Annotated in this window: 17 protein-coding genes and 2 pseudogenes; 9 read left to right on the top strand and 10 right to left on the bottom strand. The window is 69.5% G+C overall.

Annotated elements, in window-relative coordinates:
* Positions 1-43: 43 nt before the first annotated feature.
* The gene (locus W7U_RS10865) at positions 44-505 is read right to left on the bottom strand and encodes a PPOX class F420-dependent oxidoreductase (RefSeq protein ID WP_008257855.1); all 462 of its coding nucleotides are present in this window, start codon (positions 503-505) and stop codon (positions 44-46) included.
* Positions 506-566: 61 nt separating this feature from the next.
* Between W7U_RS10865 and W7U_RS10860 the strand changes: the two genes are divergently transcribed.
* Positions 567-956 (top strand): helix-turn-helix domain-containing protein, encoded by a 390-nt coding sequence (locus W7U_RS10860; protein ID WP_008257853.1) that lies wholly within the window; start codon positions 567-569, stop codon positions 954-956.
* Here W7U_RS10860 and W7U_RS10855 read toward each other — a convergent pair.
* The gene (locus tag W7U_RS10855) at positions 935-1,807 is read right to left on the bottom strand and encodes a class I SAM-dependent methyltransferase (RefSeq protein ID WP_008257851.1); all 873 of its coding nucleotides are present in this window, start codon (positions 1,805-1,807) and stop codon (positions 935-937) included. The two genes, W7U_RS10860 and W7U_RS10855, sit on opposite strands and share 22 nt — an antisense overlap.
* A gap of 100 nt (positions 1,808-1,907) precedes the next feature.
* On the opposite strand from W7U_RS10855, the gene fadD11 reads away from it, so the two are divergent.
* The 6 genes and pseudogenes from fadD11 (at position 1,908) to W7U_RS10825 (ending at position 9,805) form a co-directional block, all read left to right on the top strand.
* Entirely contained in the window at positions 1,908-3,734 is a 1,827-nt protein-coding gene (gene fadD11 / locus W7U_RS10850) for a fatty acid--CoA ligase FadD11 (protein ID WP_008257846.1), read from the top strand.
* Positions 3,731-5,635, top strand: a complete 1,905-nt coding sequence (locus W7U_RS10845) for a lysophospholipid acyltransferase (RefSeq protein ID WP_008257844.1) — start codon at positions 3,731-3,733, stop codon at positions 5,633-5,635. Before fadD11 ends, W7U_RS10845 begins: the two co-directional genes overlap by 4 nt.
* 87 nt (positions 5,636-5,722) lie before the next feature.
* Positions 5,723-6,508 carry a DUF6065 family protein gene (locus W7U_RS10840; protein ID WP_008257843.1) on the top strand — a complete coding sequence of 262 codons (786 nt, stop codon included), beginning with the start codon at positions 5,723-5,725 and terminating at the stop codon, positions 6,506-6,508.
* Between the two features lie 614 nt (positions 6,509-7,122).
* Positions 7,123-7,560: pseudogene (locus tag W7U_RS10835) on the top strand (nitroreductase family deazaflavin-dependent oxidoreductase).
* 38 nt (positions 7,561-7,598) lie between these two features.
* Positions 7,599-8,882 carry a threonine ammonia-lyase gene (gene ilvA / locus W7U_RS10830; RefSeq protein WP_008257839.1) on the top strand — a complete coding sequence of 428 codons (1,284 nt, stop codon included), beginning with the start codon at positions 7,599-7,601 and terminating at the stop codon, positions 8,880-8,882.
* Between the two features lie 17 nt (positions 8,883-8,899).
* Positions 8,900-9,805 (top strand): phosphatase PAP2 family protein, encoded by a 906-nt coding sequence (locus W7U_RS10825; protein WP_043955017.1) that lies wholly within the window; start codon positions 8,900-8,902, stop codon positions 9,803-9,805.
* Positions 9,806-9,807: 2 nt separating this feature from the next.
* On the opposite strand, the gene W7U_RS10820 is transcribed toward W7U_RS10825, so the two are convergent.
* Positions 9,808-10,491, bottom strand: coding sequence for a pyridoxamine 5'-phosphate oxidase family protein (locus W7U_RS10820; protein ID WP_008257835.1), 684 nt, complete (start codon positions 10,489-10,491; stop codon positions 9,808-9,810).
* 28 nt (positions 10,492-10,519) lie between these two features.
* On the opposite strand from W7U_RS10820, the gene W7U_RS10815 reads away from it, so the two are divergent.
* Positions 10,520-11,848 (top strand): aminotransferase class I/II-fold pyridoxal phosphate-dependent enzyme, encoded by a 1,329-nt coding sequence (locus W7U_RS10815; RefSeq protein WP_008257834.1) that lies wholly within the window; start codon positions 10,520-10,522, stop codon positions 11,846-11,848.
* A gap of 7 nt (positions 11,849-11,855) precedes the next feature.
* Here the strand turns inward: W7U_RS10815 and W7U_RS26455 are convergent, their stop codons facing one another.
* From W7U_RS26455 to W7U_RS10785, 7 genes and pseudogenes are all read right to left on the bottom strand, one after another.
* Positions 11,856-12,020, bottom strand: a complete 165-nt coding sequence (locus tag W7U_RS26455; protein ID WP_008257832.1) for a hypothetical protein — start codon at positions 12,018-12,020, stop codon at positions 11,856-11,858.
* A 37-nt stretch (positions 12,021-12,057) separates the two neighbouring features.
* A complete protein-coding gene (treZ, locus tag W7U_RS10810) occupies positions 12,058-13,800 on the bottom strand; it encodes a malto-oligosyltrehalose trehalohydrolase (RefSeq protein WP_008257829.1) in 1,743 nt (580 codons plus the stop codon).
* On the bottom strand, positions 13,793-16,102 hold the full coding sequence (gene treY, locus W7U_RS10805) for a malto-oligosyltrehalose synthase (protein ID WP_008257828.1): 2,310 nt from the start codon (positions 16,100-16,102) through the stop codon (positions 13,793-13,795). Before treY ends, treZ begins: the two co-directional genes overlap by 8 nt.
* A 3-nt stretch (positions 16,103-16,105) precedes the next feature.
* On the bottom strand, positions 16,106-18,316 hold the full coding sequence (gene glgX / locus W7U_RS10800; RefSeq protein ID WP_008257826.1) for a glycogen debranching protein GlgX: 2,211 nt from the start codon (positions 18,314-18,316) through the stop codon (positions 16,106-16,108).
* 59 nt (positions 18,317-18,375) lie between these two features.
* Entirely contained in the window at positions 18,376-20,562 is a 2,187-nt protein-coding gene (locus W7U_RS10795; RefSeq protein ID WP_008257824.1) for an acyltransferase family protein, read from the bottom strand.
* Positions 20,563-20,885: 323 nt separating this feature from the next.
* Positions 20,886-21,545: pseudogene (gene ripD, locus W7U_RS10790) on the bottom strand (NlpC/P60 family peptidoglycan-binding protein RipD); the annotation flags it as partial.
* Positions 21,546-21,877: 332 nt separating this feature from the next.
* Positions 21,878-22,315, bottom strand: coding sequence for a hypothetical protein (locus tag W7U_RS10785; RefSeq protein WP_008257820.1), 438 nt, complete (start codon positions 22,313-22,315; stop codon positions 21,878-21,880).
* 62 nt (positions 22,316-22,377) lie between these two features.
* On the opposite strand from W7U_RS10785, the gene W7U_RS10780 reads away from it, so the two are divergent.
* Positions 22,378-23,682: an adenosylmethionine--8-amino-7-oxononanoate transaminase gene (locus W7U_RS10780; protein ID WP_008257819.1), complete on the top strand. Its 1,305-nt coding sequence runs from the start codon at positions 22,378-22,380 to the stop codon at positions 23,680-23,682.
* Positions 23,683-23,786: the final 104 nt, after the last annotated feature.

The following is a 23,786-nucleotide window of genomic DNA, read 5'->3' as shown; positions in this document are numbered from 1 at the left end:
CACTCGCCGACGAGTGTGAAGCTGGGCGCACGCTCGCAAACGCTCAGGCGAGCTGCACCCGCACGATGACGCTGTCCGGCCACACCCCGCGGTCCCGGGCGCGCCGCACCTTCTCACGCAGACACAGATCCCGGTGCACGTTGGTCACGCCCGGCACCTTGAGCAGCGGCACGATGTTCCACTGCCAGCCATAACGGCGGTGCAGCACGCGGTTCGCCCGCTCGGCGTCGGCGCCAGACAGGACCGTGGCGCGGCCGGGCACCCACGGCGCCCGATCACCCGGACGCACCCGGCCCCGGTAATCGCAGGCCACCAGTTCGACGTCGCCGCGCGCGGCCAGCCGCCGGGTCTTGGGGCCCACCTTCGTTCGGAACACCAATCCGTCGCCGTCGAACGCGAACCAGATCGGGGTGTCGACGGCGGTGCCGTCGCGGCGAAAGGAGCGGAGCAGGGCGTAGCGGGATCCGTCCAGTTCCGCTCGTGAGGGGCGTGAGGGGATAGCCATAACCACAGTCAAGGACTTAGAGTTGGCTCTAAGTCAAGCATCGAATCGTTCGGGAGGCGCCATGGCCGGTGGCCGCACCATCGGGGAGATATCCCGCCAAACCGGGGTCGCCGCGACGACGCTGCGCTACTACGAGCAGATCGGCCTGGTGCCCGAGCCGACGCGGCGGGGCGGCCAGCGTCGCTACGACGACTCGATTCTGTCCCGGCTCGAGGTGATCGCGCTGTGCAAGTCCGCGGGGTTCTCGCTCGACGAGATCCAGCTGCTGTTCGCCGACGACGCGCCCGGACGGCCGGCCAGCCGCGCCCTCGCCGAGGCGAAACTCGCCGAGATCGACGCCCAGCTGGAATCGCTGGCCCGCGCCCGCGCGGTCATCGAGTGGGGGATGCGCTGCACGTGTCCGTCAATTGACGACTGTACGTGCGGCATTCACACCGCACCGCCGGCCTGAGCCGGCTCGAACCGGTAACGGAGTATCCGCGCTTTACGGACAGACGCCTTGAACTTTCCGGACATCTTGGTAGCCAACCGAATCCAGCCCGGAAACAACTCGACCTCAGGAGCGTGCGCCAGGCTGGATTCTTCGACCAGCCTCAACCGCGGATTCCACGTCTGCGGCACCCGCGCGTCTTTGAAGCCCGAATAGCCCCACTGCGCACCAACCTGGCTGAACATCTGCTGCGGGGCCAGCCTGACCGCAAGCCGGCTGAACCAACCGATGTGCCCGTAGTCGTTGAAGGCCAGCTCCCCGGATTTGAAGTGCTCGGTGATGCGACGGAAGACGCCGACGATCACCGCCTCGGACAAAAACGCGAACAGCCCGTCCGCGATGACCATGGTCGGCCGATCGCTGGGGATGGTCTGGGGCCAGCTCTCGTCGGCCACCGATGCGACGACCGAGTGGGCTTGCCGGCTCGTCGGCAGCAGCCGGTCGCGCAACGCGATGACACCCGGCAGGTCGACGCTGTACCAGTCCACCGTGGCGGGCGGGGCGACTCGAAACAGGCCCGTGTCCAAACCCGCGCCGAGGTCCACCACGACCGCATCGGGGTGGACGGCGGTGAAACCCCGGACCCGGTCATCGAGCATCTTCGCCCGCAGGGCCGACTGGCACACCACGCTCCTGGGGATGCCGAGCGCGCCGAAGTCGTAGTCGATTTTTCGGACGGTCTCGTCGGCGAGCGTGTCGCCCAGGATGGGCCGTGGCCAACGGCTGTCGAGCGCTCGCGCGTACTGGGTCAGCAACGCGGTCTGCTCAAGTGGGGAAAGATCGTGTACGTCAAATCCCGGTTCGGACCGCATAATCGCCAACGTACTAGGTGACCCGAGCGGCGTCGTTGCCGCACCGAAGAATTCGATCAATGTATTCCGTGCTCGCTGACCACCGACGTACGCTACGGAAATGACGACTGCCGAGCATCCGGCCACCCTGTGCGAGGCGTTCCAGCGCACCGCCGCGATCGACCCGAATGCCGTCGCGCTCCGCACGCCCGGCGACACTCAGACGTTGACGTGGCGAGAGCTCGCGACCCAGGTGCGCAAGGTCGCCGCCGGGCTGGCGGGCCTGGGGGTACGGCGGGGCGACACGGTGTCGCTGATGATGGCCAACCGGATCGAGTTCTACCCCTTCGAAATCGGCGCCCAACACCTCGGCGCCACATCGTTTTCGGTGTACAGCACGCTGCCGGCCGAGCAGCTGACGTATCTGTTCGACAACGCCGGCACCAAGGTCGCCATCTGCGAGGCGCACTACGTGGACCGCATCCGCGCCAGCGGCGCACCCATCGAGCACATCGTCTGCATCGACGGCTCGCCGCCCGGCACCCTCTCCGTGGATGACCTGTATGCCGCCGCGCAGGAGGATTTCGACTTCGAATCCACCTGGCGGGCAGTGCAACCCGGCGACGTCGCCACGCTCATCTACACCTCCGGGACCACCGGAAACCCCAAGGGCGTGGAGATGACCCACGCCAACCTGCTTTTCGAGATGTATGCCTTCGACGCCGTGCTGCCCAGCCGGTACGCCGACCGCGTCACGTCGTTTCTGCCCACGGCGCACATCGCGGACAGGGTGATGGGCCTGTACAGCCTGGAGGTGTTCGGCGCCCAGGTGACGGTGGTCTCCGACCCACGCGCCATCGCCGCCGCGCTGCCCGACGCGCGGCCCACCGTGTGGGGAGCGGTGCCCCGGGTCTGGGAAAAGCTCAAGGCGGGAATCGAATTCGCGATCGCCAACGAGGCGGACGAGGCCACCCGGCAGGCGTTGCAGTGGGCGATGTCGGTGGCCGCCAAGCGCGCCGCCGCACTGGTGGCCTCAGAGCCGATGCCGGATGACCTGGCCGCCGAATGGGCCACGGCCGACGAGCTGGTGCTGTCGAAGCTGCGCGAGCGCCTCGGCTTCGGCGACCTGCGTTGGGCGGTCTCCGGGGCGGCGCCCATCCCCAAGGAGACGCTGGCCTTCTTCGCCGGCATCGGCATTCCGATCGCCGAGGTCTGGGGGATGTCGGAGCTGAGCTGCGTCGCCACCGTCAGCCACCCCCGCGAGGCGCGCCTGGGCTCCGTCGGCAAGCTGCTCCCCGGGCTCGAGGGCAAGATCGCCGACGACGGCGAGTTTCTGGTGCGCGGCCCGCTGGTGATGAAGGGCTACCGCAAGGAGCCGGAGAAGACGGCCGAGGCGATCGACGCCGACGGGTGGCTGCACACCGGCGACATCCTCGAGGCCGACGCGCAGGGCTACCTGCGGGTGGTTGACCGGAAGAAGGAGCTGATCATCAATGCGGCCGGAAAGAACATGTCGCCGGCCAACATTGAGAACTCCATCCTGGCCGCGTGCCCGATGGTCGGGGTGATGATCACCATCGGCGACGGACGGCCCTACAACACCGCGCTCATGGTTTTCGACGCCGACTCGGTCGGCCCCTATGCCGCCCAACGCGGGCTGTCCGACGCGTCGCCCGCCGCGCTGGCGGCCGACCCGGAGGTCGTCGCCCAGATCGCCGCCGGGGTGGCCGCCGGCAACGCGAAACTCTCGCGGGTGGAACAGATCAAACGCTTCCGCATCCTGCCGACGCTGTGGGAGCCCGGCGGCGACGAGATCACGCTGACGATGAAACTCAAGCGCAAGCCGATCATGGCCAAGTACGCCGAGGAAATCGAAGAGCTCTACGCGCTCGACCCGCCGCCCGAGGTGTACGAGCCCTCCGGCGCCGCAACGGTGCAGCCGGCATGATCGGCGGGCCGGCGGGCACCGCCCGTGAGATCGGTCGCGTCGGAGCGCGAAAGCTGTTGCAGCGCACCGGCCTCATCGAGGAGTCGACGACGCCCCTGGCGACCGACCCGGCCGAGGTCGCCCGATTGCTGCGCGCGCCATGGTATGACGAGCGGCTGAGCAAGCTGGCCGACGACCTCGGCCGCGACCCTTCCGCCGTGCGCGCCGAGGCCGCGTCCTACCTGCGGGAGATGGCGCCCTCGCTGGACGAGCGGGCGGTGCGGGCCTGGCGCAGCTTCAGTTGCTGGCTGATGCGGGCATACGACGTGCTGGTCGACGAGGACCAGATCGCCCAGCTGCGCAGGCTGGATCGCAAAGCCACTCTGGCGTTTGCCTTTTCGCATCGCTCGTATCTGGACGGGCTGCTGCTGCCCGAGGTGATCCAGGCCAACCGGCTCTCGCCGGCGCTCACGTTCGGCGGCGCCAACCTGAACTTCTTCCCGATGGGAGCCTGGGCCAAGCGAACCGGGACGATCTTCATCCGGCGTCAGACGAAAGACATTCCCGTCTACCGCTTCGTCTTGCGGGCGTACGCCGCGCAGCTGGTGCAAGGCCACGCCAACATGACGTGGTCCATCGAAGGCGGCCGAACCAGGACGGGCAAACTGCGGCCCCCGGTGTTCGGGATCTTGCGGTACATCGCCGACGCGGTCGACGAAATCGACGGCCCCGAAGTGTATTTGGTGCCGACCTCGATCGTGTACGACCAGCTGCACGAGGTGGAGGCCATGACCACCGAGGCCTACGGCGCGACGAAGCGGCCGGAAGACTTCCGCTTCCTGATCCGGCTGGCGCGCCAGCAGGGTGAGCGGCTGGGCCGCGCCTACCTCGACTTCGGTGAACCGCTGCCGCTGCGCAAGCGCCTCGAGGAGCTGCGCGCCTTGCAAAAAACATCAGAGTCCGGCGCCAGCACCGAGATCGAACGCATCGCGCTGGACGTCGAGCACCGGATCAACCGCGCCACGCCCGTCACCCCGACCGCGGTGGTGAGCCTCGCGCTGCTGGGCGCCGACCGCTCGCTGTCGATCAGCGAGGTGCTGGCCACCGTGCGGCCGCTGGCGAGCTACATCGCGGCGCGCAACTGGACGGTGGCCGGCGCCGCCGACCTGACGAATCGCTCCACCATCCGCTGGACCCTGCACCAGCTGGTCGCCTCCGGCGTCGTGAGCGTGTACGACGCCGGCACCGAACCGGTCTGGGGCATCGGGGCCGAGCAGCACCTGGTCGCCGCGTTCTACCGCAACGCCGCCATTCACATCGTGGTCGACCGCGCGATCGCCGAGACGGCGCTGCTGGCCGCCGTCGAAGACGCCGAGGCTTCGGTCGAGGGCCTGGTCCAGCCGACGGCCGTGCGCGACGAGGCGCTCCGCCTGCGCGAGTTGCTGAAATTCGAGTTCCTGTTCTCGGCGCGCGCGCAGTTCGAGAAGGAGCTCGCCGACGAGGTGCGCCTGATCGGACGGGTGGACGACACCCGCAAGGCCGCCCACGCTGCCGACGTACGCGGCCTGCTGGAAAAGGCCGACGTGCTGCTGGCGCACCTGGTGCTGCGCCCGTTCCTCGACGCCTACCACATCGTGGCCGACCGGCTCGCCGCCTACGACGACGAATCGTTCGACGAGGACGCGTTTCTCACCGAGTGCCTCGAGGTGGGCAAGCAATGGGAGTTGCAGCGCAGGATCGCCAGCGCCGAGTCGCGGTCGATGGAGTTGTTCAAGACGGCGCTGCGACTGGCCCGGCATCGCGAGTTGGTCGACGGCGTCGACGGGCCGGACATCGCCCGACGCCGGCGCGAGTTCGCCGACGAGATCGCCACCGCGGTCCGGCGGGTCAACGCCATCGCGGAGCTGGCCAGGACCTGCTGATCACTCGTCCACCGGGCGCGTGGGTTCACGGACCATTAACGTTTGGTCGCGATAGTGCGTTGGCCCTATCGGTGAAGCGAGGATCTGATGAGTGACGAGTCGACCGGGCAGGCCCGCCCGCTGATCGGGTACATCACCCATGAGATCGCGCCGCAGATCACCCCCGCGCCGATCGGTCGCACGTGGATGTCGGAGATGCGTCAGGGCTGGCCCCACCGGTGCCTGCCGATGCTGATCGCCAATCAGAGCGGCTGGGAGGTGCGCAACCGCAACGCGTTCACGGCGACGTGGATGGGCGGGGACGACCGCACCAGCCTGATGATCGCGCCCGACACCCGCGAGAGTGGCCAGTTCCTGCCCTCCAGCCACTTCGGCTACGGCATCTTGACCTGGCATCTGCCGATGCTGTTTCGCACCCCGCCGGGCTACAACCTGTTGGTGCGGGGTCCGGCGAACCATCCCAAGGACGCCATCTCCGCGTTGGAAGGCGTCGTCGAAACCGATTGGTCCAGTTCGAGTTTCAGCATGAACTGGAAATTCACCCGCGAGTTCATGCCGGTGCGCTTCGAGGTCGACGAGCCGATCTGCATGATCGTGCCGCAGCGCCGCGCCGAACTGGAGGAGTTCGCCCCCGAACTTCGGCCCATCGAGTCCGACGAGGAACTGCATCGCAAGCACGAGTTCTTCCTGGGCTCACGCGGCGCGCTGGGACGCGAGCAGGAGACGGCCGACGGCGCCCCCGGCGAGCGGGTGCCGTGGCAGGGCGACTACACCCGGGGCCGCCACGCCGACGGCGAGTCCGGGGCCGACGACCACCAGACGAAGCGCCGCCTGCGTCCCTTCGCCGCGCACGAACCCGAGCACCGGGACTAGCGCGATTGCCCGCCTTCCAGCGACAGCGGTGTGGACGAGCCGTAACCAACCTGGGGGTCCTGGCCGGACCTACACTTTCTAGTTATGAACAAGGTTACGAGGGTCTTGTTTGCGCTGTTGCTCGCGTTCGCGGTCTCAACTACCTCGGTGAGCTGCGTACCTCCCTACTGCCCCCTCACCGGCGGCCCGGCCGTCATCTGCTAGTCACCCGCGGACGCTGAGGGGTGAAACCGCTCGCCGCACGGATAAGCCAACCGCGTGGCTGGCCTTCGGCAGCGCAGCCGTTGGAATCGTATTGGCGAATCAGGCTGGGCGGTCATAGATCTGGGACCTCGAGCGCGAAGCCCATGTTTTGAGTGTGGCTGGGCGCGCCGCGGTTCACAGCCTCGATGGTTTGCGTATTGGTGTGCTTGACCGCGTCGCGTGACGGCCGCAGCGCCACGAGGGGGAGCAAGGTAGAGATCGCCATGTGCCACGAACAATGAGAACCGGCCGTTGTCGCTCGGAGGTGGGCATTAGCACTATGTCCGTCGAGCCGTGACCCGTGGGGCCGGTGCGGCCCCTGTGGCGAACTCAGTCACCGCAGACCGGGCGCCGCGCTTAAAGTTGGTGGCATGCCGCTTTCTGGAGAGTACGAGCCGTCGCCCTGGGACTGGTCTCGCGAGCAAGCCGAAAAGTACGCCGCGTAGGGGGGCGCCGAGGCCGCCGACATGAAGGGCAAGCCGATCATCCTGCTGACCACGGTCGGCGCCAAGACCGGCAAACTCCGCAAGACGCCGCTGATGCGGGTCGAGCACGACGGCCAGTACGCCGTCGTCGCCTCGCTCGGCGGGGCGCCGAAAAACCCGGTCTGGTACCACAACATCAAGAAGAACCCCCGGGTGGAGTTGCAGGACGGCTCCGTCACCCGCGACTACGACGCCCGCGAGGTGTTCGGCGACGAGAAGGCCAGCTGGTGGGAGCGGGCCGTCGAGGCCTGGCCGGAGTACGCCGAGTATCAGACCAAGACCGACCGCCAGATCCCGGTGTTCGTGCTGACCCCGGTCGGCTGAATTCCGGAGTTGGCCAGCTGGCATGGCACCATTAATCAGTGTCCGCTGAATTGAGCCGTCCTCCGAGCGTCGCGCCGCTGACCGCGGCGGACATCGACACCGCGGCCAAGCGGATCGCGGCCGTCGTGACGCCGACCCCGTTGCAGTTCAGCGACCGGTTGTCGGCCATCACCGGCGCGCGGGTCTACCTCAAGCGCGAGGACCTGCAGATCGTGCGCTCCTACAAACTGCGGGGCGCCTACAACCTGCTGGTTCAGCTCTCCGAGACGGAGCTGGCCGCGGGCGTGGTGTGCTCGTCGGCGGGCAACCACGCCCAGGGCTTCGCCTACGCGTGCCGGATGTTGCAGGTGCACGGCCGCGTCTACGTGCCCGCCAAGACGCCCATGCAAAAGCGTGACCGCATCCGCTACCACGGCGGGGACTTCATCGAGCTGATCGTCGGTGGAACGACCTACGACCTTGCCGCCGAGGCCGCGCTGGCCGACGTGGAAAGCACCGGCGCCACCCTGGTCCCGCCCTACGACGACCCGCGCACCATGGCGGGCCAGGGCACCATCGCCGTCGAACTGCTCGACCAACTGGAGACCGAGCCGGACCTGGTGGTGGTCCCGGTGGGCGGCGGCGGCTGCATCGCCGGCATCACCAGCTACCTCGCCGAGCGGACCGAGAACACGTCGGTCCTCGGCGTCGAACCGGCCGGCGCCGCGGCGATGATGGCCGCCCTGTCCGCCGGCGAGCCGGTGACCCTGGATCACGTCGACCAGTTCGTCGACGGCGCCGCGGTGCGCCGCGCCGGCGACCTGACCTACGCCGCGCTGGCGGCCGCCGGCGACATGGTGTCGATCACCGCGGTCGACGAGGGAGCGGTGTGCACCACGATGCTCGACCTCTACCAGAACGAGGGCATCATCGCCGAACCCGCGGGCGCCCTGTCGGTGACGGGATTGCTGGATGCCGATATCGAGCCCGGCTCGACGGTGGTGTGCCTGATCTCGGGCGGCAACAACGACGTCTCGCGCTACGGCGAAGTGCTGGAGCGTTCGCTGGTCCACCTCGGCCTCAAGCACTACTTCCTGGTCGACTTCCCGCAGGAGCCCGGCGCCCTGCGCCGGTTCCTCGACGAGGTGCTCGGACCCAACGACGACATCACGCTCTTCGAGTACGTCAAGCGCAACAACCGGGAGACCGGCGAGGCGCTCGTGGGCATCCAGTTGGGATCCTCGGCCGACCTCGACGGCCTGCTGTCGAGGATGCGCGCGACGGAGCTGCACGTCGAAACCCTGAAACCCGGGTCGCCCGCCTACCGCTACCTGCTGCTCTAGTCGTCGGGCCGCATTACATGCACGAGCCGTATGGACCCGGGACTCCCGGTTTCGGGGTGGTCAGCGCCGCCACCATCGCCTTGCTCGTGCTGCTCGCGTGGGCGGCCATCTGGGTCGCCCGGCGCGGGCGCCTGCTGCGGGGCCTGCGGGAGAGGGTGTCGGGCGTCGCCGTGATCGGCGAGACGCTGGCGTGGGCGCGCGAGCGGATCAGCGACCGCTGGCGGGCGCTGGCCGGCCGGCTGCCGATCAGCGAGGTCGCCGCCGTGGCGCTGCTGCTCGGGCTGGCCGTGGTCGTGACGCTGGCGGTCGGCTTCACCGAAGTGCTCGACGACGTGCTCGAGGGCGACGGCATCGCCGTGATCGACCACCCGGTGACCCGGTGGCTTGCGACCCATCGTGACCTGTGGCTGACCACCGTCCTGCGGACGATCACCGTCGCGGGCGGCCCCCTGTTCCTGGCCGCGTTCGCCCTGCCGATTGCCATGGTGGCCGGTTGGCGGTGCGGGTCGTGGCGCCCGGTGGTGCTCGCCCTGGCGTGCGGCGCCGGGGTCCCGTTGATGCTCTTCACCGCCAAGGCCTTGGTGGGGCGGAATCGCCCGGCCCTGCCGTTCGCCCTCGTCGACGCGGACGGGTACTCGTTTCCCTCCGGACACGCCACCGGCACGGCGGCGATCATGGTCATCTCCGCGTGGATATTGACCCGCTGGCTGATCCGGGGGTGGACCGGGCGCGTGACGGTGTGGGCCGTCACGATCGGCGCGGGGTTCCTGATCGGGTTCTCGCGCGTCTACCTGGGCGTCCATTACCTCAGCGACGTGCTCGCGGGCTGGCTGCTGGGCATGGCCTGGGCGGGCGCGGTCATGGTCGTCGGAACCTGGTGGGACAACACCCGACGGGCCCGCGACCGGCAACCGGGGGCGTGAGCTCAGCCCCGGCGCCGGCCGAGGTATGGCGGCGCGGGAATGGCGGGATCGAGGTCGTCGGCCGGCACCGGCGTCCCGGCCGTCAGGGTCAGCGGCACCACGCCGGCCCAGTGGGGCAGCGGAAGGTCCTGCGGGTCGTCGGCCGGGGGACCGCCGCGCACCTTGGCCGACACCTCGACGAGGTCGAGCGCGAGCACCCCGGTCGCGGCGAGCTCGCGGGCGTCGGGGGCCCGGCAGTCGGCGGCGCGCCCGGGCGCGATGTGGTCGAGCAGGCAGCCCAGCGCCCGCGACTTCTCTCCCGGGTCGTCGACCACGCGCGCCTCACCCACCGCGACCACCGAGCGGAAGTTCACCGAGTGGTGCATCGCCGAGCGCGCCAGCACCAGCCCGTCGACCAGGGTGACGGTGACGCACACCGGCAGGCCCGAACCCGCTGCCTCGGCCGCCCGCGCCGCCAGGAGCGGGCCGCTGCCGGTCGAACCGTGCAAATAGAGCGTCTCGTCCAGCCGGGCGTGCGTGGTCGGCAGGACCACCGGGCGGCCGGCGCTCAGGTATCCCAGATGGCAGACCAGCGCCTCGTCGAGGATGTCGTGGACGGTGCGACGGTCGTAGCGGGCGCGTTCCCGGTAGCGGGTCGGGGTGGTGCGTGAGGTCGGCGGGTATGCGGTGTCCGCGGAATTGCCCATTGATTTGTCCTAGTACATAATGTAATGCGTGCCAGTACAAAACAGCATAACCGGAACCGGCGCGGATTCCATAGCCGCGAGCATCGAAGCGGCGATCTCGGCCGGCTCCCTGACCCCCGGCGACGCGCTGCCGCCCGTCCGCGAGCTGGCCACGCAGCTCGGCGTGAACGCCAACACCGCCGCCGCGGCCTACCGCCTGCTGCGCGATCGCGGCGCCGTCGAGACCGCCGGCCGCCGGGGCACCCGGGTGCGGCACCGGCCGGCGACCAGCCCGCGTTCGCTGCTCGGGCTCGAGGTGCCCGCGGGCGTGCGCGACCTGTCGACCGGCAACCCGAACCCGCACCTGCTGCCCATCGCGGGCACCGCCCCGCCCGCCCCGGCGCCCGCCGCGCCCGTGCTCTACGGTGGGCCGGCGATCTCGCCGGCGCTGGAGGAGTTCGCCCGCCACGCGCTGATCGCAGACGGGGTGCCCGCCGAACACCTGGCGGTGACCAGCGGCGCGCTGGACGGCATCGAGCGCGCGCTCACCGCGCATCTGCGCCCCGGCGATCGGGTCGCCATCGAGGATCCGGGGTGGGCGAACCTGCTCGATCTTCTTGCCGCCCTGGGGCTTTCGGCCGAGCCGGTGCGCGTGGACGACGACGGGCCGTTGACCGCCGACCTGGCCCGGGCCCTCGGGCGCGGGGTACGCGCGCTGGTCCTGACCAACCGCGCGCAGAACCCGACGGGTGCCGCGCTATCGGCGCAACGCGCCGAGGGCCTGCGTGAGGTGTTGGCCCGCCGCGCCGAGGACCTGCTGGTGGTCGAGGACGATCACTGCGCGGGCATCGCCGGCGTACCGCTGCGCACCCTGGCCGGCTGCACCGCCCACTGGGCGTTCGTCCGCTCGGCGTCCAAGGCCTACGGCCCGGACCTGCGCGTGGCCGTGCTGGCCGGTGACCACCGGACCGTCGAGCGCGTGCATGGCCGCCTGCGGCTCGGGCCGGGCTGGGTCAGCCACCTGTTGCAACGGCTGGCCGTCGGCCTGTGGTCCGACAGCGCGGCAGAAGAGCTGGTCGCCGACGCCGAGCGGCACTACGCCGACCGCCGGTCGCGGCTGTGCGACGCCCTGGCCGGCCGCGGTCTCGACGCGCACGGACGGTCCGGGCTCAACGTGTGGGTGCCGGTTCCCGACGAGGCGGTCGCGATCTCACGGCTGCTCGGCGCGGGCTGGGCGGCGGCGCCGGGCGCCCGATTCCGCATGCGGACTCCGGCGGGGATCCGGCTGACGATCTCGGACCTGGCGCCTGAGGAGATCGATCCACTCGCCGACGCGGTCGCCCAGGCGGTGCGCCCCGACGGCCGGCCCATCGTGTAGCCGCAGGTCAGGCGGTCTCGTCGTCACCCGGGCCGGGGCCGGTCCATAACAGCTCGATGGTGGGGCTGGGTGGCGCGTCGCGGCGCACGGTGCGCCGGGTGTTCAGGCCGCGGCGGGTCGGATTGTGCGAGCAGATCCGCCGCAGTTTGTGACCGAATTCAGAATGATTCATGGCCGCATCATCGGGGTCGATGCCCCGCGGCCGCCACTCAGTTATCCACAGCCCGCGCGGGTGCGGCGAGGATGGCGAACGAATGGCCTTGCAGCACAGCGCCGTCGGCGTCGACGGCCGGCTCCTCCCAGGCCAGCACGACCTCGCCGCCGACCGGCACCCGCACGGGCTCGGCGCCCAGGTTGCACACGATGCGCAGCCGCCCGCGCGACACGGCGATCCAGCCCTGGTCCTCGTCGTAGTCGACCGCGAGGTGCTCGAGCCAGGGGTCCGCGAGGTCGGGGTCGGTGCGCCGCAACGCGATCAGGTCGCGATACAGCCGGCGCAGGCGGGCGTGTTCGCCGGTGTCGACCTCGTCCCAGTTCAGCTTGGAGCGCGCGAACGTCTCGGGGTCCTGCGGGTCGGGGATCTCGTCGGCGTCCCAGCCGTGCTCGGCGAACTCGGCCTTGCGTCCCTCGGCGGTGGCCCTGGCCAGCTCCGGTTCGGGATGGGAGCTGAAGAACTGGAACGGCGTGGACGCCGCGTATTCCTCGCCCATGAAAAGCATTGCGGTGTAGGGGGATCCGAGCGCCAGGGCCGCCTTGATGGCCAGCTGGCCGCCGGTCAGGTTCTGTGAGGGGCGATCCCCCAGGGCGCGGTTGCCGACCTGATCGTGGGTGCAGGTGTAGGCGACCAGGCGGGTCGCCGGAATGGCTCCAGTGTCCAGCGGGCGGCCGTGGCGGCGACGCCGGAACGATGAATAGGTCGCGGCGTGAAAGAAGCCCTGGCGCAACGTGTGCGCGAGGGTGGCCACGCTGCCGAAGTCGCCGTAGTAGCCCTGGCGCTCGCCGGACACCGCGGTGTGGATGGCGTGATGAACGTCGTCGGCCCATTGCGCGGTCAGACCGTAGCCGCCGCGGTCGCGCGGGGTGATCAGCCGCGGGTCGTTCAGGTCGCTCTCGGCGATCAGCGACAGCGGGCGCCCCAACTGCTGTGCCAGCCAGTCGGTTTCGATGGCAAGTTCTTCGAGGATATGGATGGCGGTGGTGTCCACTAGCGCGTGGACGGCGTCCAGCCGCAGGCCGTCGGCATGAAAATCGCGCATCCAGCGCAACGCGCAGCCGATGATGTAGCGGCGGACCTCGTCGGAGTCGGCGTCGGCGATGTTGATGCCCTCGCCCCACGGGTTGCTCGCCGAGGACAGGTAGGGGCCGAACCGCGGCAGGTAGTTGCCCGACGGGCCCAGGTGGTTGAACACCGCGTCGATCAGCACGCCCAGACCCTTTGCGTGGCAGGTGTCGACGAAGCGCACCAGCGCGTCGGGGCCGCCATAGGGTTCGTGCACGCTGTACCACAACACCCCGTCGTATCCCCAACCGTGGCTGCCGGCAAAGGAATTCAGCGGCATCAGCTCGACGAAGTCCACGCCGAGATCCACCAGATAGTCCAGCTTGTCGATGGCGGCGTCGAGGGTCCCGGCGCTCGTGAACGTGCCCAGGTGCAGCTCGTAGATCACCGCCCCTTCGACCGACCGGCCGGCCCACCCGGTGTCGGTCCACGTCACGCCGGCCGGGTCCCACAGCTGCGAGCGGGCGTGCACGCCCTCGGGCTGGCGCGCGGAGCGCGGGTCGGGCAGCACGGTGGGATCGTCGTCGAGCAGGTACCCGTAGCGGGCGTCCGGCGCGGTGTCCACGCTCGCATGCCACCAGCCGTCCCGCGAGCGCGTCATGGGGTGCACCTCGCCCTCCACGTCGAGCCGGACCAGCTCGGGTTTGGGCGCCCACACCCGGAAGTCAGTCATGGTGGCGCTCCAGCAGCACGACCGGCAGGTCGGCGAACAATTGGGCCGCCGAGGTGGGTCCGTCCGCGACGGCCCCGGTGAGCGCGTCTTTCCAGGTGCCGTCGGGCAGCGGCAACACGGTGTTGCCCCAGCCGGTTTCGGCCAGCCGCACCGTCCAGCGGGTCACCGCGACCACGATGTCGCCGCCATTTGAGCCCCGGCGGAAGGCCACCACGTGGTCGGCCGCGTCGCCGTCGGCCAGCACCGGGACGTATTCCCCCCTCAGGAAGGTGTCCGGGTGGGCGCGGCGCACCCGCAGCGCGGTGGTGACCACCCGGATCTTCGGGTGCTGCAACTCGTGCAGGGCGGCGCGCCGGGCCGCGTAATCGACCGGGCGGCGATTGTCCGGATCGACCAGGCTGTCGTCCCACAGCTCGGTGCCCTGATAGACGTCCGGAATCCCAGGCACGGTCAGCGCCAGCAGCTTCTGCCCCAGCGCGTCACTGGCGGCGTGCGGATTGAGTTGCGCGACAAGCTCGGTCAGCTGCCCGGCCACCGGGCCGTCGAGCACCGTGTCCAGCCAGCGGTGGATCGCGTCCTCGAAGTCGGCGTCGGGGTCGTTCCACGAGGTGTGCCAGGCCGCTTCCCGGATGGCCTTCTCCGCGTAGCCGTGCAGGCGGTCGCGCAGCTCGCGGGTGACCTGCCCGTTGACCGGCCAGACGCCGAAGATGTTCTGCCACAGGAACTGTCCGGTCGCCGGGTCGGGGGAGGGGGCGCGGGTCTCCCAGCGGGCGACGAACTCGGCCCACAGCGACGGCACCTGCGACAGCACCCCGATCCGGGCGCGCACGTCCTCTCCGCGTTTGGTGTCGTGGGTGGTCAGCGTCGTCATGGTCTGCGGCCACAACCGGGCGCGGCTGGCGGCGCTGTGATGGAACTCGGCCGCGCCGACCCCGAAGCGGTGCGGCTCGCCGCCGACCTCGTTCAGCGATACCAACCGGGCGTCGCGATAGAACAGGCAGTCCTCGACGGACTTGGCGGTGACGGCCCCGCACAGCTGCTGTAGCCGGGTGGCCGGCTCGCAGTCGCGGGCCAGCGCCGCGGCCAGCACCTGCAGCGCCGGGCCCAATTCCGGTGCGGCCGCCTCGGTTTCGGCCAGTGCGGTGGGCAGCAGCGCGACCAGGCCGGGGTAGTCGCTGCGGTAGACCCCGAGGTGGGTGAGCAACGCCGCCACCGCCTCGGGCAGCTGCGGGTGGTCGGCGCCGGCGGCGGCCGCGATGCTGCGGCGCAGCCGGGACAGCTCGCTGCCCAACGTGTCGGTGGCCGAACGGATCTTGAGGTCGGCCAGCATGTCCGGCAACGCCCGGTAGTCCACGCCGGAAGACTCCACCAGCGCGGTCAGCGCCGGGGCGCCCTGCGGATCCACGAAGACGCCGCCGACCTCACGCAGCACGTCGTAACCGGTGGTGCCGCCGACCGGCAGGGTGGGCTCGAGGGCCTCGTCGACCGCCAGGATCTTCTCGATCACGATCCAGGCCGAGGGGCCGACCAATTCGCACAACCACGCCAGGTAGCCGCACGGATCGGACAGGCCGTCGGGATGATCGATGCGCACACCGTCGACGAGCCCCTCGGCGAACCACCGCCCGACTTCGGCGTGCGTGGCGTCGAAGACCGCGCGGTCTTCCTGGCGCAGCCCCGCCAGCGAGGTGATCGAGAAGAACCGGCGGTAGCCGCACACGCCGTTGCGCCAGCCCACCAGGCGGTAGTGCTGGCGATCGTGCACCTCGGGACCGGTGCCGCCGGCGGTGCCGGGCGCGATCGGCAGCGCCAGATCGCCCAGGCGCAGCACGTCCCCGTCGACGGTCAGGTCGGCGGCGTCCTCGTCGGAGCCCAGCACCGGCAGCACGATGCGGCCATCCTTGTCGAGGTCCCAGTCGATGTCGAAAAACGTTGCGTAGGGCGAAGAACGGCCGTTCCGCAGGACGTCCCACCACCAGGGGTTCTGCCGGGGCTGGTCGATGCCGACGTGGTTGGGCACGATGTCGACGACCAGGCCCAGGCCGCGCGCCCGGGCCGCTGCCGACAGCCGCGCCAGGCCGTCACGGCCGCCGAGCTCGGGGGACACCGTCGTGGGGTCGGTGACGTCGTAGCCGTGGCTCGACCCGGTGGTCGCGGTCATGATCGGGGACAGGTACAGGTGCGTCACCCCGAGCTCGTCCAGGTAGTCCAGCAGGTCTTCCGCGTCGGCGAAGGTGAACGCGGATCCGCTCGATTCACCACGCAGCTGCAGCCGATAGGTGGACAGGATGGGTAAATCCATGCGTCACAGAGTCTTACGCAAGATGAGCAACGATCGTGAGGGCAGCGACACCTTCTCCTCGGCGGTCACCACCTGGTCGGGGCCCTCTTTGCTGCCCGTCGGTTCGTTGGTGTCCAGTTCCACCGTCCACTCCTGCGCATAGTCGTCGGGCGGCATCGAGAACTCCACCGGATCGTCGCCGGCGTTGAAGCACAACAGGAATGAGTCGTCGACCACCTGCTCCCCGCGGGCGTTCGGCGCGGTGATGGCGTCACCGTTGAGGAAGACGGCCACGCACTTGTGAAAGCTCTCGCCCCAATCCTCGTGCGTCATCTCGCGGCTGCTCGGATTCAGCCAGGCGATGTCACGCACCTCGTCGCCGCTGCGGATCGGCTCGCCCTCGAAGAACCGGCGCCGGCGAAACACCGGGTGCTGCTTGCGCAGGGCGGTCACCTTGCGCGCGAATGCCAGCAGGTCGGAGTTCTTGTCGACCAAAGACCAGTCCATCCAAGACAATTCGGAGTCCTGGCAGTAAACGTTGTTGTTGCCGTTCTGGGTGCGCCCGAGCTCGTCACCGTGGGCGATCATCGGCGTGCCCTGGCTGACCATCAGCGTCGCCCAGAAGTTGCGCATCTGTCGGTAGCGCAGCTCGGTGATGTCGGGGTCGTCGGTGGGGCCCTCGACGCCACAGTTCCACGAGCGGTTGTGGCTTTCGCCGTCCCGGTTGTCCTCGCCGTTGGCCATGTTGTGCTTTTCGTTGTAGGACACCAGGTCATTGAGCGTGAAGCCGTCGTGCGCGGTGACGAAGTTGATGCTGGCGCTGGGGCGCCGGCCGGTCGCCTCGTACAGGTCCGACGACCCGGTCAGCCGGGAGGCGAACTCACCCAGGGTTGCGGGCTCACCCCGCCAGTAATCGCGCACAGTATCGCGATACTTCCCGTTCCACTCGGTCCACAAACCCGGGAAGTTTCCGACTTGATAGCCGCCCTCGCCGACGTCCCACGGCTCGGCGATCAGTTTGACCTGGCTGACGATCGGATCCTGCTGCACCAGATCGAAGAACGCGCTCAACCGGTCGACGTCGTGCAGTTCGCGGGCCAGCGTGGCGGCCAGGTCGAAGCGGAATCCGTCGACGTGCATCTCGGTCACCCAGTAGCGCAGCGAGTCCATGATCAGCTGCAGCACGTGCGGGTGGCGCGGGTTGAGGCTGTTACCGGTGCCGGTGTAGTCCTTGTACAACCGCAGGTCGCCGTCGACGAGCCGGTAGTACGCGGCGTTGTCGATGCCGCGGAAATTGATGGTCGGCCCCAGGTGATTGCCCTCGGCGGTGTGGTTGTAGACCACGTCGAGGATCACCTCGATGCCCGCCTCGTGGAAGCTGCGCACCATGGACTTGAACTCGGCGACGCTGGAGTTGCGGTTGGCGGCGTATTGGTTGTGCGGGGCGAAGAACCCGAACGTGTTGTAGCCCCAGTAGTTTCGCAATCCCAGGTCGAGCAGTCGCGAGTCGTGCATGAACTGGTGCACCGGCATCAGCTCGATGGCGGTGACGTTGAGCGACTTGAGATGGTCGATGATCGCCGGGTGGGCCAGGCCGGCGTAGGTGCCCCGCAGCTCCTCCGGGACACTGGGGTGGTTCTGGGTCATGCCCTTGACATGCGCCTCGTAGATGACGGTTTCGTGGTACGGGGTCAGCGGGGCTCGGTCGGATCCCCAGTCGAAGAACGGGTTGCTCACCACGCTGGTCATGGTGTGGCCCAGCGAGTCGACCAAGGGGGGAGTTCCCGGGTCGGCGCCGTCGGCGTTGGGTCCGTCGGGGTCCCTTTCCCGGTAGGCCTTCAGGTCGTAGGAGAACAGCGCCTGGCCGAACGTGAAATCGCCGTGAAAAGCCTTGCCGTACGGGTCGAGCAACAGCTTGCTGGGGTCGCACCGGTGACCCGCCGCCGGGTCGAACGGTCCGTAGACGCGAAACCCGTAGCGCTGGCCCGGGTTGATGTTGGGCAGATAGGCGTGCCAGACGTATCCGTCCACCTCCTCCAGGGGAATCCGCGATTCGCCGCCTCGGTGGTCGATCAGGCACAGCTCGACCTTTTCGGCGATTTCGGAGAACAGGGAGAAGTTGGTCCCGGCGCCGTCGTAGGACGCCCCGAGCGGATATGGGTTTCCCGGCCAGACGGTGGCGAGTTTGGGTTGTTGGTGACCGCCTGGTTCTGAAGCGGAATTGTTGGTGGACACCTTTCGACCTTATCCGCGGCGCGGGGTCCTCACGAACGTACGGCGGTCCGCGAGGCGGTTCACCACCAGCCGGTGTTCTCGGCGATCTGGCGGCCCAGTTCCGGCGCCATGGTCCGCATGTAGGTGGGGGACAGGTGGTGGGCGCCGTGGTAGACCAGGATGTTGCCCTCGACCGGGCGGCAGACGTCGGTGCGGCAGATCGCGTCGGACATGTCGAGCACCTTGAGCTGCGGGAATTGGCTGACGAAGTCGAGGGTCTGGTTGCGCTCGGAGAGCAGGTCGGACCGCTTGATCGCGCACGACTGCGCGGTCGCGCCCCGTTTGGCCAGGCAGTCCGCCGGGTCGAACGGCTGGCCGTTCTTCACCAGCCACGGGGTGTCTCGCATTCCGAGGATGGGAATGTTGTTGTCGGACAACGTTTGCCAAATCCCGATGTAGGTGGCGGGCATCACGTCGCCGGACTTGATGTTCCACGGCCGGGTGGTCGTGGTGAAGACGTAGTCGGGCCGGTCGGTGACCAGTTTGGTCATCGTCTGTTGCACCCACTCGCGGCACTGCGGGTAGGGGGCGTTGTTGCCCATGATCAGCGGGACCTGCTCGGTCGACAGCGGGCAGCCCATCTTGAGATACGTCACGACCTTGAAGTGATGCAGCTTGCCCAGGATGTCCAGCGCGGGCAGCCAGTGCTCGGCGTGCGACCCGCCCGCCAACGCGATCGTGCGCTCGGCGGCGGCATCGCCGTAGGTGCAGTTGACCACCGCGGGGTTGACGAAGTCGCTGATGCACCCGTCCTTGGTCGAGGCGGGCAGGTCCTGTTTCACCTCCAAGACCGTGGGCCGCATCGGCAGTTTCGGCACGCGCACGTGTTCGGTCAGGGCCCGTGCGCCGGGGTAGTCCTGCGGGTTGAGGACGCTGAGCTCCTTGCCGGCCGACCGCAAGACCGTGACGTGTTGACGCCACGTGAACGACGTCGCCGTCAGCGTCACGCCCAGCAGCACGACCGCCGATCCCAGTACCAGCGTCGGCCGCCGGAGGCGGGCCAGCCACCGGGTGGTCGGCGCGGCCGGCCGGGGTGCCGGCTTCGAGGCCGCCCGGTAGCGCAGCGGGTCCTCGACGAGCCGGTTGGTCAGGTACGCCAGCACACCCGACACCACCAGCAACACCGCGCCTTCGAGGAACGTGGCGTGTTTGTGACCGGTATAGGACAGCCAGAAGATGAGCAGCGGCCAATGCCAGAGGTAGAGCGAATACGCCATGGCGCCCAGCTCGACCAGCGGACGCGTCGCCAGCAGCCGATTGGGCAGCGGCAGCCGGCCCTCGGCGCCGCGCTGGTCCGTTGAGCCGGCTCCGACGAGGATCAGCAACATGGCGGCGCCGACGGGCACCAGGGCCCACGGGCCGGGGAACTCGCGCACGCCGTCGATGAGTGCCCCGCACGACAGCACCGCGCCCAGCGCGACCGTCGCCAGCGCGGTGCGCAACCACATGGGCCAGCGGATGCGGGTCACCACGGCTCCGACCAGCGCCCCCAGCAGCAACTCCCAGCCGCGGGCGAAGCTGTCGTAATAGGCGGCCGTCTGGTTGTCCTGGTGCGCGATGATCGCGTAGACGAACGAGGCCAGCGTGAGCGCGCTCAGCACCACCAGGAACACCGTCTTCAGCCGGGCGCCCGGCCGACGCCCGCACAGGTACGCCAGGCCGGCGATCAAGACGAGGAAGCTGACGTAGAACTGGCCCTGCACCGACATCGACCAGATGTGTTGCAGGGGGCTGACGGCCTCGCCGGCGCGCAGGTAGTCGGAGGCGGTGTTGGCCAACTCCCAGTTCTGGTAGTAGCCGAGGCTGGCGAGGCTTTGGTCGGCGAAGGCCTCCCAGCGTGTTTCCGGCTGAACCAGGATGGTGAGCACCGCGCATCCGGCCAGCACGACGACGAGGGCCGGAACGAGGCGACGGACGAGCCGGATCACCTCGGCCACCGGCGACAGCGTGACCGCCGGGTTCAACGCGGCGCGAATGATCTTGCCGCCGAAGAAGAATCCGGACAGCGCGAGGAAGACGTCGACGCCACCGGAGACGCGGCCGAACCAGATGTGGAACACGGCGACGAGCGCGATCGCGATGCCGCGCAAGCCGTCGAGGTCGTCGCGATAGAACCCCTGCGATCCCCAGGATTCCGCGGTGGGCGCCCCCGAGTCCCCCGGATCGGCGGCGGCGATCGGTGCGGAAGAACGTGTCGGGGTCTGCATGATCGACCGCTAATTTACCCAAAACCCGCCACCCGTTCCCGACCGCGCGCGGCGGGGGAGCGAGTGGCGGGCGTCGGAAGGCAGCGGACGACCCGTGGGACTTACCGGGTGAGACCGGCGCCCGCCGGCTGCAACGGGGCCTGCTGGGTGGGCAGCTGCTGCACGGGTGCCTGCTGTAACGGCGACTGTTGCGTCGGTGCCAGCTGCAACGGCGCACGCTGGGTCGGCACCTGCTGCGCCGGCGCCTGTTGCGTGGGGACCTGCTGCAGCGGCGCCTGTTGGGTCGGCACCTGCTGCAGCGGCGCCTGCTGGGTGGGCAGTTGCTGCTGCGGCGCTTGCGTGAACGGCGACTGTTGCACCGGCGCCTGCTGCAACGGTGCCTGTTGTGTCGGCGCCTGCTGAGCCGGTGCCTGCTGCAATGGCGCCTGCTGGGCCGGTGCCTGCTGCAGCGGCGCCTGCTGAGCCGGGGCCTGGGGCGTCGGCGCGGAAGCGCCGAGGATGCGGACCATGTAGGGCGTCATGCCGTTGGCGCGCACCGGCGAGACCTGCACGACGTCACCGACCTCGAGCATCTGGTTGTTGCCCAGGTACATCGCGACGCTCTGCGTGCCCTCGGGACCGTAGAAGATCAGGTCACCCTTGCGGGCCTGCTGCGGCAGGATCTTCTGGCCGACCCGGTAGATCGCTCCGGAGGAACGCGGCAGCTTCACGCCGGCACCGGCGTACGCGTACTGCATCAGCCCCGAAGCGTCGAAACCGACGGTGTTGGCGCCGGTACCGGTGCCGCGGGTGGGGCCGTTGATGCCGCCCCCGGCCCAGGAGAACGGCACGCCGCGCTGCGACAGACCGCGGGCGATCACCACGTCGGTGGCCTGCTGATAGTCCATCGACCTGGCGCCCGGGTCGGCGGTCGCGACGGTGGGAACCACCATCGGCGCCCCGAGCAGGGCCAAACCGATCGCGAGGGCGTAGATGCGTTTCATGTTTCTGGCCTCTCAGGCGCTCGTGGGGCCTCGACGCGGTGACCTCGCGCGTCCGCCCCCGGTTCATGGATCGGGTGACGGCCCCCACGCTGGGGCCGCGCCGTCCATGGCACTTGCGTAGTGAACCGGCCGGTCAGACGGCCGTATTCACATCAGTCACAACCGCCACTTTGACAACAGATGGTGTTAGCCGCCAGGGCCCCGGGGGATTATTTGTCGTACCGTGACCGGACGGTGACTGGCGCGGCCCAATCCCGTATCCGCAGTTGTGATTTCGGTCTCAGCCGGCTACGACGTCGCCATCCCGTCACGGGGCGGAGACGCCGGCCCGATCAGAGCCAATAGCGTTCGCTGAACAGGGTCAGCATCGTTCCCGCCGCGGAGCTCACCATGACCAGCGCCAGAGCCAGAACCGGCCAGAAGGACATGTACCAGCCCTTCAGGATGGACACCACCGGGCCGATGACGGCGGCGGTGAGGGCCGCCCCGATCCCGCCCCACACCACCGGGTGGATGTACAGATCCAGCCCGAAGGGAACCGGCCCGCAGGTCTCGTCCGCGCAGACATGCGCCAGGAAGCCGAAAAGCCGCGAGGGCCAGGTCGTCGCCGTGGCCAGCACGGCGAGCAGGACCAGCAGGGTGACGGTGCAGACGACGTCCCACACCGCCAGCCGCACCCGGATCACCCGCGGCGCCCCGGGGGCCTCGGCGTCGTAATCCACCAGGTCGGGTGCGGGCCCTGCGCTGTCGGGCTGCTGCGGCGTGGCCATGATGTCCCATGCTTCCCGACGGCCCGGGTTTGCGCGAATCGGCTGCTTTACCCTCGATCACTATGCCCGCGGCGAAGGCCGGGCTGACGCCCGAGCAGATCAGCGCGATCGACGCCGCGCACCTGTGGCATCCGTACAGCACGATCGGCGCCGAATCCATCGCACCCGTCGTCGCGGTCGCGGCGCACGGCGCCCGGTTGACCCTGATCCGCGGCGGCGAACCCGTCGAGGCGCTCGACGCCATGAGCTCCTGGTGGACCGCGATCCACGGGCACGGCCACCCGGTCCTGGACGCCGCCCTGTCCGCCCAGCTCGGCGCGATGAACCACGTCATGTTCGGCGGACTGACCCACGAGCCCGCGGCCCGGCTGGCCCAGCTGCTGGTCGAGATCACCCCGGCCGGCCTGGAGACGGTGTTCTTCAGCGACTCCGGATCCGTGTCGGTGGAGGTGGCGGTGAAGATGGCGCTGCAGTACTGGCGCAGCCTCGACCGGCCCGGCAAGCACCGGCTGATGACCTGGCGCGGCGGCTACCACGGCGACACCTTCACCCCGATGAGCGTCTGCGACCCCGACGGCGGCATGCATTCGCTGTGGACCGACATCCTCGCCCGGCAGGTCTTCGCCCCGCAGGTGCCGCGGGACTACGACGCCGCCTACAGCGCGGCGTTCGAGGCGCAACTGGCCCGGCATGCCGACGAACTGGCCGCGGTCATCGTCGAGCCCGTCGTGCAGGGCGCCGGCGGCATGCGCTTCCACGACCCGCGGTACCTGCGCGACCTGCGCGAGATCTGCCGCCGACACGACGTGCTGCTGATCTTCGACGAGATCGCCACCGGCTTCGGCCGCACCGGCGAGCTCTTCGCCGCCGACCACGCCGGCGTCAGCCCCGACATCATGTGCGTCGGCAAGGCGCTGACCGGCGGCTACCTGAGCCTGGCCGCCACCCTGTGCACCACCGAGATCGCCCACACCATCAGCGGCGGCGAGGCCGGCGCGCTGATGCACGGGCCCACGTTCATGGCCAACGCGCTGGCCTGCGCGGTCTCGGTGGCCAGCGTCGAGCTGCTGCTCGGGCAGGACTGGCGGTCGCGGGTCACCGAGATCGGCGCCGGGCTGGCGGCCGGGCTCGAACCCGCCCGCGCGTTGCCCGGCGTGACCGACGTCCGGGTGCGCGGGGCCATCGGCGTCATCGAATGCGCGCGCCCCGTCGACCTCGCCGTCGCCACGCCGGCCGCGCTGGACCACGGCGTCTGGCTGCGCCCGTTTCGCAACCTGGTCTACGCGATGCCGCCCTACATCTGCACGCCCGACGAGATCTCCCGGATCGCCTCGGCGATGGTGCAGGTCGCCCGCCTCGTCGGCTAGCAGTGGCGACCCGCTGCGCCCGGCGTGGACTATGCGGCGACCCGCTACGCCCGGCGTGGACTATGCGGCGACCCGCTGCGCCCGACTACGCCGCGCTGGCGGTC

It is taken from the genome of Mycobacterium sp. H4Y, from assembly GCF_000364405.1.
In the GTDB taxonomy this organism is placed as follows: domain Bacteria; phylum Actinomycetota; class Actinomycetes; order Mycobacteriales; family Mycobacteriaceae; genus Mycobacterium; species Mycobacterium intracellulare.
Note: the sequence above shows the minus strand (reverse complement) of the source record. Positions and strands in the feature narration are given on the sequence as shown.

Excerpts from the sequence above, each read along its gene's own strand:
- W7U_RS10865 (WP_008257855.1), bottom strand. The coding sequence starts at position 505 with ATGGCTATCCCCTCACGCCCCTCACGAGCGGAACTGGACGGATCCCGC.
- W7U_RS10860 (WP_008257853.1), top strand. The coding sequence starts at position 567 with ATGGCCGGTGGCCGCACCATCGGGGAGATATCCCGCCAAACCGGGGTC.
- W7U_RS10855 (WP_008257851.1), bottom strand. The coding sequence starts at position 1,807 with ATGCGGTCCGAACCGGGATTTGACGTACACGATCTTTCCCCACTTGAG.
- fadD11 (WP_008257846.1), top strand. The coding sequence starts at position 1,908 with ATGACGACTGCCGAGCATCCGGCCACCCTGTGCGAGGCGTTCCAGCGC.
- W7U_RS10845 (WP_008257844.1), top strand. The coding sequence starts at position 3,731 with ATGATCGGCGGGCCGGCGGGCACCGCCCGTGAGATCGGTCGCGTCGGA.
- W7U_RS10840 (WP_008257843.1), top strand. The coding sequence starts at position 5,723 with ATGAGTGACGAGTCGACCGGGCAGGCCCGCCCGCTGATCGGGTACATC.
- W7U_RS10825 (WP_043955017.1), top strand. The coding sequence starts at position 8,900 with ATGCACGAGCCGTATGGACCCGGGACTCCCGGTTTCGGGGTGGTCAGC.
- W7U_RS10820 (WP_008257835.1), bottom strand. The coding sequence starts at position 10,491 with ATGGGCAATTCCGCGGACACCGCATACCCGCCGACCTCACGCACCACC.
- W7U_RS26455 (WP_008257832.1), bottom strand. The coding sequence starts at position 12,020 with ATGAATCATTCTGAATTCGGTCACAAACTGCGGCGGATCTGCTCGCAC.
- treZ (WP_008257829.1), bottom strand. The coding sequence starts at position 13,800 with ATGACTGACTTCCGGGTGTGGGCGCCCAAACCCGAGCTGGTCCGGCTC.
- treY (WP_008257828.1), bottom strand. The coding sequence starts at position 16,102 with ATGGATTTACCCATCCTGTCCACCTATCGGCTGCAGCTGCGTGGTGAA.
- W7U_RS10795 (WP_008257824.1), bottom strand. The coding sequence starts at position 20,562 with ATGCAGACCCCGACACGTTCTTCCGCACCGATCGCCGCCGCCGATCCG.
- W7U_RS10785 (WP_008257820.1), bottom strand. The coding sequence starts at position 22,315 with ATGGCCACGCCGCAGCAGCCCGACAGCGCAGGGCCCGCACCCGACCTG.
- W7U_RS10780 (WP_008257819.1), top strand. The coding sequence starts at position 22,378 with ATGCCCGCGGCGAAGGCCGGGCTGACGCCCGAGCAGATCAGCGCGATC.